General features: G+C 74.1%; 14 protein-coding genes. 6 read left to right on the top strand and 8 right to left on the bottom strand.

All coding sequences use genetic code 11. From position 1 onward, the window contains the following. The first annotated feature begins 50 nt into the window (after positions 1 to 50). Positions 51 to 1,676 (top strand): FAD-binding oxidoreductase, encoded by a 1,626-nt coding sequence (locus tag ACYVJ4_RS06480; RefSeq protein ID WP_460459295.1) that lies wholly within the window; start codon positions 51 to 53, stop codon positions 1,674 to 1,676. Here ACYVJ4_RS06480 and ACYVJ4_RS06475 read toward each other — a convergent pair. The 5 genes from ACYVJ4_RS06475 to ACYVJ4_RS06455 form a co-directional block, all read right to left on the bottom strand. Then, positions 1,558 to 2,871 carry an FUSC family protein gene (locus tag ACYVJ4_RS06475; protein ID WP_460459294.1) on the bottom strand — a complete coding sequence of 438 codons (1,314 nt, stop codon included), beginning with the start codon at positions 2,869 to 2,871 and terminating at the stop codon, positions 1,558 to 1,560. The genes ACYVJ4_RS06480 and ACYVJ4_RS06475 overlap by 119 nt on opposite strands. 90 nt (positions 2,872 to 2,961) lie before the next feature. Then, the gene (locus tag ACYVJ4_RS06470) at positions 2,962 to 4,029 is read right to left on the bottom strand and encodes a ScyD/ScyE family protein (protein WP_460459293.1); all 1,068 of its coding nucleotides are present in this window, start codon (positions 4,027 to 4,029) and stop codon (positions 2,962 to 2,964) included. A 184-nt stretch (positions 4,030 to 4,213) separates the two neighbouring features. Then, positions 4,214 to 5,500 carry an MFS transporter gene (locus tag ACYVJ4_RS06465; RefSeq protein WP_460459292.1) on the bottom strand — a complete coding sequence of 429 codons (1,287 nt, stop codon included), beginning with the start codon at positions 5,498 to 5,500 and terminating at the stop codon, positions 4,214 to 4,216. Positions 5,501 to 5,514: 14 nt separating this feature from the next. Then, positions 5,515 to 5,991: a PLDc N-terminal domain-containing protein gene (locus ACYVJ4_RS06460; protein WP_460459291.1), complete on the bottom strand. Its 477-nt coding sequence runs from the start codon at positions 5,989 to 5,991 to the stop codon at positions 5,515 to 5,517. Between the two features lie 19 nt (positions 5,992 to 6,010). Beyond that, on the bottom strand, positions 6,011 to 7,813 hold the full coding sequence (locus ACYVJ4_RS06455) for an AMP-dependent synthetase/ligase (protein WP_460459290.1): 1,803 nt from the start codon (positions 7,811 to 7,813) through the stop codon (positions 6,011 to 6,013). 53 nt (positions 7,814 to 7,866) lie between these two features. Here ACYVJ4_RS06455 and ACYVJ4_RS06450 point away from each other — a divergent pair, with 53 nt between their 5' ends. The 3 genes from ACYVJ4_RS06450 to ACYVJ4_RS06440 all read left to right on the top strand — a co-directional run bounded on the left by ACYVJ4_RS06450 (position 7,867) and on the right by ACYVJ4_RS06440 (position 10,582). After that, positions 7,867 to 8,499 (top strand): hypothetical protein, encoded by a 633-nt coding sequence (locus ACYVJ4_RS06450; protein ID WP_460459289.1) that lies wholly within the window; start codon positions 7,867 to 7,869, stop codon positions 8,497 to 8,499. 322 nt (positions 8,500 to 8,821) lie between these two features. Further along, the gene (locus ACYVJ4_RS06445) at positions 8,822 to 10,309 is read left to right on the top strand and encodes a metallophosphoesterase family protein (protein WP_460459288.1); all 1,488 of its coding nucleotides are present in this window, start codon (positions 8,822 to 8,824) and stop codon (positions 10,307 to 10,309) included. Positions 10,310 to 10,441: 132 nt separating this feature from the next. Then, a complete protein-coding gene (locus ACYVJ4_RS06440; RefSeq protein WP_460459287.1) occupies positions 10,442 to 10,582 on the top strand; it encodes a hypothetical protein in 141 nt (46 codons plus the stop codon). A gap of 1 nt (position 10,583) precedes the next feature. Here ACYVJ4_RS06440 and ACYVJ4_RS06435 read toward each other — a convergent pair whose 3' ends face one another. Both ACYVJ4_RS06435 and ACYVJ4_RS06430 read right to left on the bottom strand, forming a co-directional pair. After that, the gene (locus ACYVJ4_RS06435) at positions 10,584 to 11,684 is read right to left on the bottom strand and encodes a hypothetical protein (protein WP_460459286.1); all 1,101 of its coding nucleotides are present in this window, start codon (positions 11,682 to 11,684) and stop codon (positions 10,584 to 10,586) included. Then, positions 11,681 to 12,637 carry an ABC transporter ATP-binding protein gene (locus ACYVJ4_RS06430; protein ID WP_460459285.1) on the bottom strand — a complete coding sequence of 319 codons (957 nt, stop codon included), beginning with the start codon at positions 12,635 to 12,637 and terminating at the stop codon, positions 11,681 to 11,683. The genes ACYVJ4_RS06435 and ACYVJ4_RS06430 overlap by 4 nt, the downstream gene beginning before the upstream one ends. Positions 12,638 to 12,893: 256 nt before the next feature. On the opposite strand from ACYVJ4_RS06430, the gene ACYVJ4_RS06425 reads away from it, so the two are divergent. Both ACYVJ4_RS06425 and ACYVJ4_RS06420 read left to right on the top strand, forming a co-directional pair. Next, positions 12,894 to 13,514, top strand: coding sequence for a DUF47 domain-containing protein (locus tag ACYVJ4_RS06425; RefSeq protein WP_460459284.1), 621 nt, complete (start codon positions 12,894 to 12,896; stop codon positions 13,512 to 13,514). 44 nt (positions 13,515 to 13,558) lie between these two features. Then, on the top strand, positions 13,559 to 14,512 hold the full coding sequence (locus tag ACYVJ4_RS06420) for an inorganic phosphate transporter (RefSeq protein ID WP_460459355.1): 954 nt from the start codon (positions 13,559 to 13,561) through the stop codon (positions 14,510 to 14,512). Positions 14,513 to 14,591: 79 nt separating this feature from the next. On the opposite strand, the gene ACYVJ4_RS06415 is transcribed toward ACYVJ4_RS06420, so the two are convergent. Then, positions 14,592 to 15,608: a hypothetical protein gene (locus ACYVJ4_RS06415; RefSeq protein WP_460459283.1), complete on the bottom strand. Its 1,017-nt coding sequence runs from the start codon at positions 15,606 to 15,608 to the stop codon at positions 14,592 to 14,594. Between the last annotated feature and the right edge of the window lie 75 nt (positions 15,609 to 15,683).

Genomic DNA, 15,683 nt, shown 5'->3' with positions numbered 1-15,683 from the left:
GATCTGCCGATCTCGCTGCGCGAGACGCGCCGGGAGGAGCACGCTGAGGCATGGCCGACGCCGCCGAACCGGGGTCGACGCCGCGCCCGGACGCCCGCGGGGGTCCGGGTTCACCGACGCCGACGCACCGGACCGCGCCCCGCATCCCCGCCCAGCACGTCCCGCGGCCGCTCTCGCCGCTCGACCGGCGGGGCCTGCAGGCCCTGCGCGACAGCGTGTCCGGCCCCGTGCTCGTGCACGGGGTCGACCCGCCCGAGCTGCTGGCCCAGGAGTGCGCCGGGTTCAACCTGGCCGTCCAGCACCGCCCGGCGGTCGTCGTCGGCGCGGAGCGCACGGCGGACGTCGTCGCCGCGGTCCGTTTCGCGGCCTTCGAGGGGCTGCCGGTGGGCGTGCTGGCGACGGGCCACGGCGACGCCTGGCCGTTCGTCGACGGCGTGCTGGTGCGCACGCAGCGCATGGACCGCGTCGTCGTCGATCCCGCGCACCGCACGGTGCGGGTGGCGGCCGGTGCTCGCTGGTCGCAGGTGGTCGCGGCCGCCGCGCCGTACGGGCTCGCGCCGCTCAGCGGCTCGTCGTCCGGGGTGGGGGTCGTCGGGTACACGCTCGGCGGCGGCCTGGGCCTCCTCTCCCGCCGGCACGGCTTCGCGGCCGACCACGTGCGCCGCGTCGAGCTGGTCACGGCCGACGGGCGGCTGCACGCCGTCGACCGGCTGCACGAGCCCGACCTGTTCTGGGCGCTGCGCGGCGGCAAGGGCTCGTTCGGCGTCGTCACCGCGCTCGAGGTCGGGCTGGTGGCGGTGCCCGAGTTCACCGCCGGAGCGATCGTGTTCCCCGGCGAGGCCGCGGACGTCGTCCTGCACGCCTGGCGCGCGTGGGCTACCGAGCTGCCCGAGGAGGTGACGTCGTCGGTCGCGCTGATGCGGCTTCCGGACGCGCCGACGGTGCCCGAGCCGCTGCGGGGCGTCCTGTCGGTGCACGTGCGGTTCGCCCTGATGGGTGACCAGGCGACGGCCGACCGGCTGCTGGAACCCTTGCGGCGCAGTGCTCGTGCGCTCGTGGACGACGTCCGGACGCGCCCGTACGCCGAGGCCGACGAGGTGCACCGCGACCCGGCGGGACCGGTACCCGCGTGGTCCGGTGGCGTCGCGCTGGTCGACCTGCCGGCGGCCGGGGTCGACGCGCTGCTGGCGGTGGCGGGACCGCGCGCCCGCACCCCGCTGACCGTGGTCGAGGTGCGGCTCATGGGCGGCGCCTTGGCTCGCGAGCCGGAGGGCGGCAACGCCGTGGCCGCGCGCGGCGCCGCGTACGCCGTGTCGCTCGTGGGCATGGTGCTGCCCGGGCAGGAGGACGTCGCCCCGACCGCGGCCGCCGCGGTGGTCGTGGCCCTCGCGCCGTGGCACCACGCGCAGCGGCTCACCAACTGGCTCGGCGACCTGGCCGACCGCCAGCGGGTGTGCGCCACGTGGTCGATGGGCCAGCAGGCGCGGCTGCGGGCGACCAAGACGCTGTACGACCCCGACGACATGTTCAGCCACGGGCACAGCGTGCTGCCGAGCGTCAGCCCGGCGGACCGGGCGATGGGGGAGTCCGACGTCCTGGCGGGTCGCTACTGGGACGTCGAGCGGGCCCGCTGGGTGCCCGGGCCGCGAGCTCGCGCCAGCGGCTGGCGGCCCTAGCCGTCCGGGCCCGAGGATCGCGCGCCGCCCGTCGGCGCTCGACCGCGTCGCGCTGCCACTCGCGCCGGCGCCGCGCCCGCTGCTCGACGTCCAGCTCGACGAGCACGCGCTCGACCGCGGCCAGCAGCGACCCGCGCACCTGCCACAGCCCGGGGTCGGAGCCGGCGTCGACGAGGAGCAGCTCGGTGACCCTGGCCCTGGTCTCCCGCAACGCCTCCAGCGACTGCACGAGCGGCTGCTCGGGCACCGGGTGCGTGGTGACGCGCTCGTCGGTGCGGCCGTCGGCCGACTCCGCCTCGGCCCGGACGACGGCCCCGAACGCCCGCACCGCACCGGCCAGGTCGCGCAGCAGCACGGCGAAGGCCGCGCGCAGCTCGTCGTCGTAACCGGGCTCGTTCTCGTTGTCGCGCACGCCGTCGGCGATCGACCGGAACAGCGCTCGCAGCGCGACGGTGCTGTGCTCCAGGGCGTCCAAGCCGCTGCGCAGCACCGGTCCGGGGTCGAGGGTGCCGACGGCGCGGGGGTTGAACCACCGGCTGTCGCCGAGGTCCTGCAGCGCCCGGTCGGCGAGCTCGACGTAGCGGTTCAGCCCGCGGACGTCGTCGAGCCAGCCGCGCGCCTGGTCGGCCGTGACGCCGTCGGGCAGCTGGTCGGCGATGGCGTCCAGCCGGTCGGCGGCCTCGTCCGCCACCCGTTGCACGCTGCCCGTGGCGCTGCGGGTGCGCACCGTCGGCGGCAGCACCACGTTGACCAGGACGCCGACCACCGCGCCGACGAGCGTCTCGGCCACCCGCGACACCGCGAACGTCTCGGCGCCGCTGACCCCGAGCACGAGCATCGCGCTGATCGGCACCTCGAGCAGGTGCTCGCCCAGCCGCAGCAGCTCGCCGACGACGATCGACGCGCCGATCGCGGCGCCCAGGCTCCACCAGGTCAGCCCCACGACCGACGACAGGACGACGGCGAGCAGCACGCCGGCGACGACGCTGAGCACGCGACGCAGCCCGGTCGTGAGCGTCGAGTACAGCGTGGCCTGGACGACGAGCAGCGCGGTCAGCGGACCGGTCAGCGGCTGCGGCGTGTCGAACAGCGCCAGGGCCACGAGGTAGGACACGACGGCCGCGAGCGTCAGGCGCAGCGTGCGCATCACGACGGGCCGCACCCGCGGGCTGCGCCAGCTCCACGTGGTCGTCACGACCTCGAGCATGCCGCGTCCGGGACGTGCGAGCGACCTCCCCCCGAGGGGCGTCGGGGGGAGGTCGCGTCCACGCGTCGCGCAGCCCGCTCAGCGGGTGATGCGCACCAGCGAGCCCATGCCGTTCGGCTGTCCCTCCTCGTCGGTGCCGAGCGTCCCGGCGTACAGCCCGCCGTCGCCCCACTCGACCGACAGCGCGGCGGGCAGGTCGACGAGCTTGCTGACGTGGCCGTTCCAGCCGACGGTCGAGATGCGGCCGGCGAACAGCTCGGCCACGTAGACCTGGCCCCACGGGCCGAGCGCCACGTTGGTGGCGCCGAGGAACCCGCCGGCGAGCTTGGTGGCGTGCCCGTTCCACGGGTTCACGCGGTAGACGCTGCCGCGAGCCCCGAGCGAGGGGTCCTCCGGACCACCCGGCAGCAGCGAGACGACCAGCTGCCCCCAGCGGCCGACCTCGACGTCCGTCGGGACGGGCTCGAAGTTGTAGGTGATCCCGACGACGCAGTCCGGCAGCCCGAGCCCGCCGGCGATCTCGGCGGTGATGACGGTGGGCTGGCGGGGCAGCAGCGCGAGCACCGACACGTGGCCGTGCCGGTCGACCTTCAGCAGGTCGTTGCCCCCGGCGTCAGCGACCACCCACGCGCCGTGGCCGAGGCTGGCCACCGAGTACGGGTGCGAGTCGACGCCACCGGTCGAGGTCGCGCCGCCGAGCGGGGCGAACGCGTCCTGCACGCACTGCGAGGGGTTGTCGACGCCGTAGGTCACGCCGGAGTCGGGGTTGTGGGTCGCCTCGAACGTCGAGAGGTCGGCGACGACGGTCTTCTTGCCCTTCTCCTTGATCGTCAGCGTCGTGGCGCCGTCGGTGTAGCTGGTGGTCGTGTACGCCATGGCGCGACCGCTGCGGTCGAAGGCGACGCCGGCGACCTCACCCGGCTGCGGCCCGTCGGCGACGGGGGTGAGGGCGCCCTTGCGGCCGACCTTCAGCACCTGGCTCTTGCCGCCGTCCGCGACGTACAGCGAACCGCGGGACACGGCGAGCTGGAACGGCGCGAGGGCGTCCTTGGTGATGGTGCGGACGGTCGGGCCGTGCCGACCTCCGTGGGCCTGCGCGGTGCCGGGGGTGACGAGGACGACGGCGGTCGCGGACGCGACGGCCACGACAGCCGTGAGAAGTGGTCTGCGCTTCATGACTCTCCCTGCCCAGAAGTCAGCAGCCGACGCCGGACGACGCCGGTGCCGCCCGAGGCTGCCAGCGGTCGCTCGGGTTGTGAACCCTTCGGGTCAGACTTTCGACGCAGGGTTGCCGAGCACTTCGCTGCGTGCTCGGCAAAGCCGACAACCGTTACGTATCAACGCTTCCGGACGACGGCACCGGGCGGTAGCGCCAGAAGGCCGGGAACCGCAGGACGACGAGTGAGATGCCGGCGACCACGAGCAGGCCGCCCGCCGTCACGGTGGTGCGCGCCCCGACGAGGTCGCCGACCGTGCCGTGCAGCAGGTCCGCCAGCCGCGGGCCGCCGGCGACCACCAGGAAGTGCACGCCCTGCATGCGGCCGCGCATCGCGTCGGTGGCGGCGCTCTGCAAGATCGCGCCGCGGAAGACCATGCTCACCAGGTCGGCCGCACCGGCCAGCGCGAGGAATGCCGCGCCCAGCCACAACGAGCGCGACAACCCGAAGGCGGCCACGGCCAGGCCCCAAGCGCCCACTGCCACAGCTGTTGCGGCACCGTGCCGCGTCAGCCGGGTGAACGTGCCCGACAGCAGGCCGGCGGCCAGCGCGCCGGCCGGGATCGCGGCGTACAGGACGCCGAGCGCCAGGCCGCCGCCGGGCGGGTCCCCGAAGGTGCGTTCGGCGAGCTCGGGGAACAGTGCGCGCGGCATGCCCAGCACCATCGCGACGACGTCCGCCAGGAACGAGACCAGCAGCACCGCGCTGGTGGCGATGTAGCGCAGGCCGTCGGCGATCGACCGCAGGCCCGCGGTGCTTCGCGTGCCGTCCGCCGCGGCGATCGGCGGCAGCGGCGGCAGCCGGTAGACCGCCCACAGCGCCACCAGCAGGGCCACGCTGTCGACGAGGTAGAGCCAGGGCAGGCCGACGAGGGGGATGAGCGCACCCGCGAGCAGCGGCCCGAGCACGGCGCCCAGCCCCATCACGGTCGAGCTCAGCGCGTTGGCCGCCGGCAGCTCCTTGGGCGGCACCAGGCGCGGGATCGTGGCCCCGCGTGCCGGGCTGTTCAGCCCGAAGCAAGCCTGCTGCACCGCGAGGAGCACCAGCACGACCCATACCGAGGTGTTGTCGGCCACCGCCTGGGCGAACAGCCCGGCCGACGTCAGGGCGATGCCGGTGTTGGTGAGCAGCAGCATGGTGCGCCGGTCGACGGCGTCGGCGATGCTGCCGCCCCACAGCGCGAAGACCACCAGCGGCACGAGCGCCACGGCCCCGCTCACGCCGACCCAGGTCGACGAGCCGGTGTCGTCGTAGATCTGCTTCGGCACGGCCACCGCGGTCAGCTGCGCGCCGACGGCCGTGACGACCGTGGAGGAGAAGAGCCGCCGGTAGGGGCGGTGCCGCAGCGGGGTCGTGTCGACCACCACGCGCCGCCAGCGGGGCACGGGAGGCGCGGTCACGCCCGCACGCTACGTCAGCGAGGCGAGCCCGCGGCGGGTGGGTCGTCCTGCGGGCCGGGGTCGGTGCCGTCGTCCGGGGAAGCGCCCGGCGAGCCCCCCGGGGACGGCGGCTCGGTGCCGTCGCCGCGCAGCTCCTGCTCGCGCCGGCGCAGGTCGTCCTCCCACTGCTTCAGGGTGCGCTCGTGCTCCTCGTCGACCTGGCGGATCTGCCGCAGGAAGTCGGGGTCGTCGTCCGGACCGCGTGGCGGGCGCTCGTACTCGGGGAACCCGCTGGTGCGCGTCGCCAGCCACGGCGCCCGGCTGGCCGTCGTCCGCTCGGGCCGGCCCGCCACCAGCCACGCGATCCCGCCGATCAGCGGCAGGATGATGATGAGGAGGATCCACGCGACCTTCGGCAGGTTGCGGACGCGGCTGCTGTCGGTCTGGATGCAGTCGATCAGGCAGTAGACGAGCAGGCCGATCTCGACGAGCGGCAGGACGAAGCGGATCACGAGAACCCCCGGTGCTGGGTCAGGCGCGGGCGGCGTAGAGGGCCTCGACCTCGCGGGCGAAGTCCTCCATCACCTTGTTGCGCTTGAGCTTCATGGTCGGCGTCAGGTGGCCGGACTCCTCCGACCAGGTGCCCGGCAGGATCTCGAACCGCTTGACCTGCTCGGCGCCCGACACCGTCGCGTTGGCCGCGTCGACCGCGGTCTGGACGGCGGCGCGCACCTGCTCGTCGTGCGTGACCTCCGCGACCGGCTGGCGGCCGCGGCCCTGCTCGTCCATCCACTGGTCGAGCGACTCCTGGTCGAGCGTCACCAGCGCGGCCACGAAGTTGCGCTGGTCGCCGACGACCATGACCTGCGACACGACCGGGTGGGCGCGGATCACGTCCTCCATCGCGGCCGGTGCGACGTTCTTGCCGCCCGCGGTGACGATGATCTCCTTGAGCCGGCCGGTGATCGTCAGGTAGCCGTCGTCGTCGACCTGGCCGAGGTCGCCGGTGTGCAGCCAGCCCTCGGCGTCGAGCGACTCGGCGGTCGCGGAGTCGTTGCGCCAGTAGCCGCCGAAGACGTGGCCGCCGCGCAGCAGCACCTCGCCGTCGGGCGTGAGCGAGACCTCGAAGCCGTCGAGCGGACGGCCCACGGTGCCGATCTTCTGGTGCTCGACCGTGCTGACCGACGCCGCCGCGGTGGTCTCGGTCAGGCCGTAGCCCTCGAGCACCGTGACGCCGATGCCGCGGAAGAAGTGGCCGAGCCGCGAGCCCAGCGGCGCGCCACCGCTGATCGCGAGGTCGACGTTGCCGCCGAACGCCGCGCGCAGCTTGGAGTACACGAGCTTGTCGAAGACCGCGTGCCGGACCGCGAGCAGCGGGCCGGGCCGGCCGTCGTCCATCGCCTCGCTGTAGGCGATCGCGGTGTCGGCGGCCTTCTCGAAGATGCCGCCGCGCCCGTCGGCCGTGGCCTTGCGGCGCGCGGTCTCGTAGATCTTCTCGAACACCTGCGGCACCGACAGCACGAACGTCGGCCGGACGACGGCGAGGTCCTTGACCAGACGGCCGGGGTCGCTGTGCGAGAGCTTGACGCCCTTCATCACGACGGCCACCTGGATCATCCGGCCGAAGACGTGCGCCAGCGGCAGGAACAGCAGCGTCGACGCGTCGGGCGCCTCGAACAGCTCGGGCAGCGTGCGCAGGGCGCTGCTGCACTCGGCGACGAAGTTGCCGTGCGTGAGCATGCAGCCCTTGGGCCGCCCGGTCGTGCCCGAGGTGTAGATGAGCGTCGCGATGACGTTGCCCGCGAGCACCGACTGGCGGGTGGCGAGCTCGTCGTCCGAGACCTCGCGGCCCGCGGCGATCAGCTGGTCCATGCCGGGCAGGCCGTCGCCCGCCTCGATCTGCCACAGGTGCTTCACGCCGGGGACGCGGTCCTTGACCACCTGCGCCCGCCAGGTGTGCGCCTTGGTCTCGACGACGCATCCCACCGCCTGCGCGTCCGCGAGGATCCACTCGACCTGGTCGACCGAGGAGGTCTCGTAGATCGGCACCGGGATCGCGGCGATCGTCCACAGCGCGAAGTCGCACAGCGTCCACTCGTAGCGGGTCTTCGACATGATGCCGACGCGGTCGCCGACGCCGACCCCGGCGGCGACGAACCCCTTCGCCACCGCGTTCACCTCGGCGAGGAACTCCTCGGCCGTCACGTCGCGCCAGGTGTCGCCGTCGCGGCGGCCGAACAGGACGCGGCGCGGCTCGCGGGCGACGGACTGGTGCAGCACCTCCACGAGGTGCGTGGGGTCGCTGGTGCTCGTGGTGGCGGTGGTCTCGGTCACGGCGGACAGCGTACGGCGTGAGGGGCCTCCGGTGCCGGTGCGAGAATGCTGCGATGAGCCGTTCGGACGAGTCGCGACCGCGTCGCCCCGCGCTGCTCGGTCCCGCCGCGCTCGACTCGCTGGACGGCGGTACCGACCCCGCCGCCCTCGCCGAGGCCGCCCACGCCACCGCCTGGGCCGTCGTCGACGCCGGTCGCAGCGCCTCCGACCCCGAGCTCACCGCCCGGCTGGTGCGCCTCGTCGACGACCACGGCCTGGACACCGTGGCCGACCTCTGGTGCGACCGCCCCGCGCGGTCGCTGCCCGGTGCGCTGTGGCGGCTCTACGTCGTCCGCGAGTGGGTGCGGCGCGACGCGCTGGGTGCGGCGCGCGACTACGAGGCCGGCCGCGCGCTCGCCGAGGTGGCGGACGTCGTCGCCGGCGTGGCGCAGCCGCCCGGGCCCGACGAGGTGCGGGCGCTCGCCGACGCCGTGCTCACCGGCGTGTACTCCGGCGACCTGGCCGTGGCCCTCGAACGGGCCGCCGCCTTCTGCCGCGTGGTGTCGGCCGGACGCGCCGTCCGGGCCGACGACCTGCCCGACCACGACGACTCGGTCGTGCTCACCCGGCGGGCCGCCTCGCTGCAGCAGACCGCCGAGGACCTCGAGGCGGCCGCCCGCTCGTGGCGCGCCGGCGACCTGACCTGAGCCCCTGACCGGCTCAACCAGGGGCCCCCGCGAGCCGATGAACGGGACGTCGACCGTGCCGCGGGAAGTTGCGGGGCCGGTCGGTGGTTGTGCACCATCGTGGTGCCCCTCGGGGCACCCGGGCGTCGGGCTGCGGTAGCCCCGGGTCCCAACTGGAGCCGCTACGAGCGGCCGCGCGCCGTGAGGCGCTCCCAGCCCGACGCCCACCCCCCGTCGTACCCGCCGGTGCGACCCCTCTGCCGGTGCGCCGCGGCACCGTCCACGGCACAGTGGGGTGATCATGCGGTTGCGACGACCTCTGACCTCCCCCCAGGGCCGACGGGTGGCTCGCCGGGTGGCCGTGGGCCTGCTGGCCCTGCTCGGCGCGCTGGTGGGCGCCGCGGTCGCCCCCGCCGCCCACACCGACGTCGGGCCGCTCTCGGTCGACGTCCGGGTGCGTCCGGGGCTGCCGTCCGGCGCGTCGGTCGACCTGCCGCCGGTCGGGTCGGTGCGGTTCGCCACGCACCGCACGCCGGTCAAGATCAGCGCGTCGATCCGCTCGGTGGACGTCGAGCAGGCGCAGAAGGTCATCAACACCCCCGCCCTGCTGCAGCAGGTCTCCGACGAAGCCCCCGACCAGGTCAAGAAGGCCGCGGCGCGGGCGCTCGCCGTCTCGCTGCTGCTGGCGCTCGCCGGTGCGGCGCTGCTGTCGTTCCTCGCCACCCGTACCTGGCGGGGCCTCGGGCTGGGGCTGGCCGTGGTCGGCGTCGCGACGACCCTGCTCGGCGTCGCGACGGCCGCGACGTTCGACAGCGCCAAGCTCGCCCAGCCGCAGTTCACCGGCCTGCTCAGCAGCGCGCCGTACGTGCAGCGACGCACCGAGACGCTCGCCGCGCGGCTGGAGTCCTACCGCTCGGGCCTGGCCGACTTCGTGCAGTCGGTCACCACGCTCTACGCCGTCGGCCAGCAGCTGCCGCGCGTCGACAGCGGGCTCGACGGCGAGGTCACGACGGTGCTGCACATCAGCGACCTGCACCTGAACCCGATCGGTTTCGACCTCGCCGACCGGCTCGTCGACCAGTTCAAGGTCGACGCCGTCGTCGACTCGGGCGACCTCAGCACGTGGGGCACGACCGCCGAGGAGGGCTTCGTCGGGCGGATCGGCAGCCTCGGCGTCCCGTACGTGTTCGTGCGCGGCAACCACGACAGCCAGGCCATCGCCGACGCCGTGGCCCGCCAGCGCCGGGCCGTGGTGCTCGACGGCGACGTCGCGGACGTCGCCGGGCTGCGGATCGCCGGGGTGGCCGACCCGCGCGACCTGCCGGCCGAGGGCAGCAAGGACGACCAGGGCAAGGACGACGTCGCCGCCTCGGTCGACCGGCTGGCCGGCGTGGTCGACACCTACGACGCGGCCCACCCGGACGCCGGGGTGCAGATCGCCGTCGTCCACGACCCCACGCGGCTGGCCGCACTGCAGGGCAAGGTTCCGCTCGTGCTGTCCGGGCACATGCACGAGCGCTCGGTCACCTACGACGCCGGCACCCGGGTCATGGTCGAGGGCTCCACCGGTGGGGCCGGCCTCACGGCGGGCGGCCTCGACCGGCTCACCGAGGGCAAGCCGGTGCCGCTCGAGGCGACCTTGCTGTACTTCGCCAAGACCGGCCCGGACGCCGGGCGCCTGCTCGCGTACGACGCCGTGACCGTCGGCGGGCTGGGCCTGACGTCGGTCAGCATCGACCGCACGCTGGTGCCGAAGGACGAGGTCAACCCGCCCACGCCCACGCCCACGGCCACCACGTCCACCTCGAGCCCGGCGTCCGCGACGCCCTGACCCCGTCCCTTTCGTGGCGGTGCAGACGGCTTCGGTCCCCCGGTCTGCCCGCGGTTGGGTAATGACTTGGTCAAGATCACTCGGCCGGAGCACCCGCTGCGTACGCTGGAGCTCCAGGGTTTGGGAGGACTCTTGACCGACACCGAGGACTCGCTGCGGGACGCGCCGCTCGAGGACGAGATCACCCTCGTGGGCGACCTCGTCGTCGCGGCGACGGCCCACGACGGCCCGCTGTCGCAGGACGAGATCGACGAGGCTCTCGGGCTCGAGTGAGCTACAGGTCGCGCCGCCGCAGCAGCACGGCCGAGGCGACCACGAAGACCGCCCCCACCACGCCCAGGTAGAGCAGCGCGTCGAGGTTCGAGACCAGCACGGTCTTCTCGACCACGCTGCCGGTGCGGTCGACGTGCTGGCCCACCGACAGGTGCGAGCCTCCCGGCTGCAGGTAGGCCACGACGTTCTCGGTGAGCAGCCAGCGCGGCCAGCCGCGCGACCCGAACAGCGCCCGGACGGCGTTCTCGACGATGGCGACCCAGAAGAACCCCAGACCCAGCAGCGCCGCGGTGTGCCGGGTCAGCATGGTCACGGCCGCCGACGTCACCGCCACCAGGACGACGAGCCCGACCCCGCGCACCTGCAGCGACACCAGGTCGCGCCAGAAGTGGGCCGGCCCGATGATCGCCGGCTGCGAGTAGTACACGGCGTCGCCGTCGGGCTGCGGCGACGTCTGCCAGGTGCCGCGCGTGGCGACCACCAGCGCGCCGAGCCCGAGGGCGACGGCCTGCGCGACGAGCGCCACGACGGCGGTCACCACGGCCACGGCCGTGAAGCGGGCGGTCAGCAGCCGCACCCGCCGCGGCTCCCAGGTGATCAGCGTGAGCATCGCCCGGCTCGACCAGTCCGCGCCGACGGCGGTGGCGCCGACCAGGGCGCCGACCAGCGCCCCCGCGACGGCCACGGCGATCGCGATGATGGGCAGGCCGACGTCCGCGCGCAGCCGGGGGTCCTGGAAAAACGCGTCGGCGGGCTGCGCCTCGGTCTGGTCGGGCCCGCACGCACCGGCCTGCTTGTCGGCGTCCGGGATCGTCGGGTCCTTCAGGCACTGGTCGTGGTAGGCCTGCTGGTCCTCGTTCGCCTGCTGCGCCTGCTGCACGGCATCGGCGCGCGCCCCGGCCAGGTCGTTGCTGTGCGTGAAGAACACCGCGACCATCGCGCCCAGCAGGGCGAGCGTCGCCAGCCCCAGCACGAGCAGCACCAGGCGGCGACGGCGCAGCCGACCGATCTCGGCGCGCAGGAGGTGACCGCGGCCGGTGGCGGCGCGCGGGCGCGGGTCGGACGGCGGCACGAAGTCCGCCGTGCGCTCGAGGGTCGTCACGGCTGGCTCCCGTCGTCGCCGAGGCCCTGACCTCGGGTGATCTCGAGGAAGGCGCTCTCCAGGTCGGCGGCCACCGGCGACAGCTCGCTCACCCACAGGCCGCGCTCGCCGAGCAGGCGGGTCACCAGCGCGGGGTCCTCGAGCCGCTTGCCGGTCGTGCCCACCTGGATCCGCCCGTCCGGCAGGCCGTAGACGTCGTACCCGGCCTCGCGCAGCACGGCGTACGCGGCGTTGACGTCCGGGACGCCGACCACCACCCCGCCGGTGGTGTGCGCCTTCAGCACCTCGCGCACGGGCCCCTGCACCAGGCAGCGGCCCTTGGACAGGATCGCCACGTGGTCGCAGACCTGCTGGACCTCGCCGAGCAGGTGGCTCGACAGGAACACCGTGTGGCCGTCGGCGCCCAGCTCGCGCACCAGCTCGCGCATCTCCTTCATGCCGGCCGGGTCGAGGCCGTTGCTCGGCTCGTCGAGGATCAGCAGGCGGGGGTCCTTGAGCAGGGCCGCGGCGATGCCGAGCCGCTGGCGCATGCCCAGCGAGTAGCCCTTCACCCGCTCGTCGGCGCGCTCACCCAGGCGCACCCGCTCGAGCACGGCCTCGACCCGGGTGCGGGGCACGCCCACCGACTGCGCCAACAGCTGCAGCTGGGTGCGCCCGCTCATGCCTGGCAGGAACAGCGGGTTCTCGACCAGCGCGCCGACGTGCCCGACGACGTCCGGCAGCTGGCGCGGCACCTCGTGGCCGAACAGGCGCGCGGTGCCGCCGTCCGCGCGGGCCAGGCCGAGCAGCACGCGGATCGTGGTGGTCTTGCCCGAGCCGTTCGGGCCGAGGAAGCCGTGCACGCCGCCGGCGTCCACGTGCAGGTCGAGGCCGTCCAGCGCCCGCTCGGGCGGCTTGCGCCGCCGGCGGTAGGTCTTGCGCAGGCCCTGGATCTCGAGCGCAGGACTGGTCATCGAGCACACCCCCGTCGGGCCCGCGCGGCCGTGCGCGGTGGCGCCCATCATGGCGGACGACGGGCCGTCGTCCCGTGCGTTCGGTCACGTCGGCGCGCCCCGGCCGTGCGGCACGTGCACCCGAGGTGGCGGGCAGGTGACACGGGGGGTGCCGGTGCACCTACCATCGTCGGGGCCGCCCTCGCGGCCGCCGCACGACCCGACCCGCAGCCGCCTGCCCCGGCCACGCTGCCCGCCGACCTGTTCGGAGCACCACGTGGGATTCCGCCTGACCCCTCAGGACAACAGCTTCTACGACCTGTTCTCCCAGCAGTCCTCGCACCTGGTGAAGGGCAGCGCGCTGCTCGGCCAGGTGCTCGGCGCCGACGCCGGCCGCCGCGAGGCGCTCGCGAAGGAGATGAAGGAGCTCGAGCACGCGGCCGACGAGTCGACGCACGAGATCATGCGCAAGGTGAACTCCTCGTTCATCACGCCGTTCGACCGCGAGGACATCTACTCGCTGGCCTCGAACCTCGACGACTGCATGGACCACATGGAGTCCGCGGTCGACCGGATCATGCTGTACCAGATCGACACCCTGCCGGACGGCGTCGCCAGCCAGGTCGAGGTGCTCGTGCGGATGTCGGAGCTCACCGCCGAGGCCATGCCACGGCTGCGCTCGATGAAGGACCTCGCCGAGTACTGGATCGAGATCAACCGGCTCGAGAACCAGGGCGACCAGGTCTACCGGCGGCTGCTGGCCGAGCTGTTCGACGGCGAGCTCAAGGCCACCGCGATCCTGAAGCTCAAGGACGTCGTCGAGGGCCTCGAGCACGCGATCGACGCCTTCGAGACGGTGGCGCACACGGTCGAGAGCATCGCGGTCAAGGAGTCCTGACCCACGTGGACCTGATCCCGATCATCGCCGTCATCACGCTGGCGATGGGCTTCAACTACACCAACGGCTTCCACGACTCGGCCAACGCGATCGCGACGTCCATCTCGACGCGCGCGCTGACGCCGCGGGTGGCGCTGCTGATGGCGGCCTGCGCGAACTTCATCGGGGCGTTCTTCGGCGCCAAGGTCGCCAAGACGGTGGGCAGCGGCATCATCGAGGCGCCGTCCGGCAGCCAGGGGCTCGCCATCTGCGCGGCAGCGCTGGTCGGTGCCATCGGGTGGAACCTGCTCACCTGGTGGTTCGGGCTGCCGTCGTCGTCGTCCCACGCGCTGATCGGCGGGCTGGGCGGCGCGGCGATCGCGGCCTCGGCGACGGTCAAGTGGCACGGGGTGCTCGAGAAGGTCGTCGTCCCGATGGTGCTCTCGCCGGTGATCGGCGTGGTCCTCGGGTACCTGGTGATGCTGGCCATCCTGTGGCTGTTCCGGCGGGCCAACCCGGGACGCGTCTCGCGCGGGTTCCGGCTGGCGCAGACGGTGTCGGCCGCGGCGATGGCGCTGGGGCACGGGCTGCAGGACGCCTCGAAGACCGCCGGTGTCGTCGTCCTGGCGCTGACGGTCGGCGGGTACCAGTCGGGAGACCACATCCCGGCCTGGGTGCTCATCATGTCGGCGGTCGTCATCTCGCTCGGCACCTACTCCGGCGGGTGGCGCATCATGCGCACGCTCGGCCGCCGGATCATCCACCTCGACCCGCCGCACGGCTTCGCGGCCGAGGCCACCGCGGCGTCGATCCTGTACGTCGCCGGGATCACCTTCGGCGCGCCGGTGTCGACCACGCACGTCATCACCTCGTCGATCATGGGCGTGGGCGCCACCAAACGGCTGTCGGCCGTGCGGTGGGGCGTCGCCGGCAACATCGTCGGCGCCTGGGTGCTGACCTTCCCCGGCGCCGGCCTCGTCGCCGCCGCCAGCTACGCCCTCATCTCCCTCCTCCTCTGACCCTTTCCGCCACCGCGGCCAGTTTCCGCCGCCAGTGCCGCTGCTGGCCGACGCAAAGCGGCTCGGGTGGCGGAAACGGTCAGGCGCGACCGGTGGGCGTCGCGGAGCCGGTGAAGGCGCCGCGCTCCCGGTGAACTGCCGCGCGGATGCGGGCCGTCACCTGCTCTGGACGCCGGACGACGTCCGCCGTGCCCCAGCGGACGACGGCCACGCCGAGCCGCTGCAGCCGCTGCTCACGGCGCATCTCGTCGCGCGTCGTCGACCTCACACTGCGGGCGACGTCGTCCACGTCGGTCGGGTCGTCGGCGGCCCCGAGGTACTTCCCGCGACCGTCGCACTCGAGCGCGACGGCAGCGCTGCCGATCCATCCGTCGACCCGGGCGACGAACTGACCAGTCTCGTCCCGGACCACGACCTGAGGCTCGCTGCGGATGCCGGCTCGCGCCAGCCGGGCGAACGAGTAGCTCTCCAGGTAGGACTCGTGCCGCGGGTCGACGAGCTCGAGCGCGCCGCGACCACGAGCCAGGTAGGGCCAGGGTTCTTGGCGGTCGAGCACCCGCTGGATCTCGCAGGCCGTCGTCGCGCCACCGCGCACCGCGGCGTCCACGACGGCGACGGCGTCCTCGCGCGGGAGGTGGCGGAGGCAGTCCGCCGCGGTGCGAGCCGGCGACGTCAGCCGGACGTCGATCCGCTCGCCGCCGACGTCGACGTGCCGCACCAGGACGTCGGACGGCGGGGTGGTGGCGACCTGCACGACGAGTCCTTCGCGCCGCCGGGCTGACCGCTGCAGGTCGGTGCTCGTGACGGTCACCGGACCGAAGCCGTCGAACGGTGCGGGCCACCCCAGCACGGCCGCGGCCGACAGGTGGCTCGCCACGTCGCGATCGCCCCGGAGGGCCAGGGCTGCGCACAGCCTGAGCAGGTGCTGCTCGCGCGGGTCGGCATCGGCGAGGCGGTCGCTGTCGACGTACCAGCCCCGCCGCACCACGTGCCACCGCCCGCACCTGAGGCGCTGCGTGACCTGGTGCCGGGTCAGGCCCGCGGCGAGGGCGACCTCTCGGCTGATCAGCAGCGGCAGGTCAGGATCTCGGGGCACGGCACGAGCCTGCCCAGTGCGGCCGCCCCTGCGTGCGCGCCATCCACAGACCTTTGCGCCGCCCGACCCGCTTTG

The sequence above is a fragment of the Angustibacter peucedani genome, assembly GCF_054779595.1.
This window is presented reverse-complemented; position numbering and strand designations above follow the sequence as displayed.